The sequence below is a fragment of the Vibrio sp. Vb0937 genome (genome assembly GCF_033338855.1).
In genome coordinates this window covers 1-1,748 of the sequence record NZ_JAWOTK010000113.1, presented here as the reverse complement: position 1 = coordinate 1,748, position 1,748 = coordinate 1, and the positions used below count along the sequence as shown (strand labels likewise).

The following is a 1,748-nucleotide window of genomic DNA, read 5'->3' as shown; positions in this document are numbered from 1 at the left end:
CGCCCATCAATTCCGTCCCTTCTGGCGCAGCGTGCGTAGCAATGTTGCCTTGGCTATCAAGAAAATAGATTTCGAAATCAGGCCCTATCAACATGAGGGTGTGGAAAATCGACTTGAGTGCTTTGGGATTGTAGTTCGTACCAATCATGAGCGGATTGTCATCCCGCATGTGACTGGCTAGATCTTGATGTAAGCTTTGCTTGGTGCGAAGCTCAATGGTCTCTTTTTGCCAATTGTAAGTCAGCGCAATGGCCGCCATCGCCAAACAAAACCAAACCGTGGTGAATACCACCAAACGAGATTTGAAGCTCATCCTATCGCCTCCTCACACCGCCCATTATGGGCGCGGCTGAAATTTGTACCCAACACCCCAAACCGTTTGAATAAAATGATGCTCTGAGTCCGACAACGACAGCTTGCTGCGCAAGCGATTAATGGTGCTACAAACCGTGTGATGGTACCCAGCATGATTGGTGTTCCAGACATGATCCAACAGCTCGTCCTTACTGTAGACTCGACCGGGACGAGTGGCGAGAAACTGTAGTAAGGTAAACTCGGTTGCCGTCAGCGCGACGTCTTTATCGTTGAGCGAAACCTGATGCAATTGGGGAATGATCTTCAAATCACCAAAGTTAAGTGCCTCTTCTTCTGCTCGCTTTGGAGTCGGCTTTTCAGCAACTTGATTAACGCGCCGAAGTACATTTCTCACCCGAGCTTGAAACTCTAAAACACTAAACGGCTTTGTGATGTAATCGTCGACATCCGCTTCCAAGCCATCCACTTTATCCATCTCACCGTCTCTTGCGGTCAACACCAAAACTGGTGTCCAATCTTGCTGTTGGCGCAAGTGATGGCAAATGTCCAAACCATCACCATCGGGTAAACCTCTGTCGAGGATCACCAAATCAAACGACTGCTGCTGATAAGTATTTCTACCCGCTGCAACGCTGGATTCTCGACTGACTTGATGCCCCTGAAACTTGAGATGCATTTGAACCAGTTCGGCCAAGTCATCATCGTCTTCAATCAACAATATGTTCGCCACCACGTTGGTTGTATACCGTTCCATGATCCTTTCCTTGTCTGGGAGACGCCTCATTCTGCAAATGACCGGAACGGAGCCGTATTTCTTTCAACAAGGTCAGCCTCCCACAAGGGCAGAAAGTGCTCTGGTGGTGGAATGAGGGATAAAAGCATGAACAAACACTTTTAGGAAAGGATCCGCCACCAGAGCAGATGAGTTATTCAACGCGCGTGATCGTGACCTTCGCTCCAGGATTTAGAAAACGATGGTTTGCCGACAAGGTTGAATCCGCCAGTCCATCATCATGGCTGATGACGCCAGCGTGAAACGCGACCGCATCATTCATATCGTTTCGGGTTGAGTTAAATCCTTCTCCGCCACCCGCAGGGCCGGGAATCGTGGCCGCCAATTCGTCATTAAGCTCTGTGCCAGAATCCCACACGTTCATGTTCATCTCGTAACTGTCACCCACTGCGAGTGACTTGAGCGATAATCCCGTTTCGCCAACAAAGGCATCATTAGTGTTCACGAGCATCGAAGCCAGCGACAAATAACCATAACGATGAGGATTGACTGTGATGGTGACTTCGTCCGATGAGCCCGGCAGCAGCAAACCGTTGCCAGAGACACCTTGGTAGACGTTGTCGTCACTGTTCATCAGAGCAATCAGCTCGGCATTGCTGCCACCCTCGGCTAAGTGTTCTAACTCAACCGACGCACTTTG

The 1,748-nt window shown here is 49.5% G+C and carries 2 protein-coding genes and 1 pseudogene; all 3 read right to left on the bottom strand.

Features of this window, described 5'->3' with window-relative positions; all coding sequences use genetic code 11:
- A pseudogene (locus R7P67_RS23595) lies at positions 1–313 on the bottom strand (sensor histidine kinase); the annotation flags it as partial.
- A 24-nt stretch (positions 314–337) separates the two neighbouring features.
- Complete coding sequence (locus R7P67_RS23590) at positions 338–1,069, bottom strand: response regulator transcription factor (protein WP_318086163.1); 732 nt, start codon at positions 1,067–1,069, stop codon at positions 338–340.
- 172 nt (positions 1,070–1,241) lie between these two features.
- The coding region (locus R7P67_RS23585) for a spondin domain-containing protein (protein WP_318086162.1) at positions 1,242–1,748 on the bottom strand (507 nt) is incomplete at its 5' end.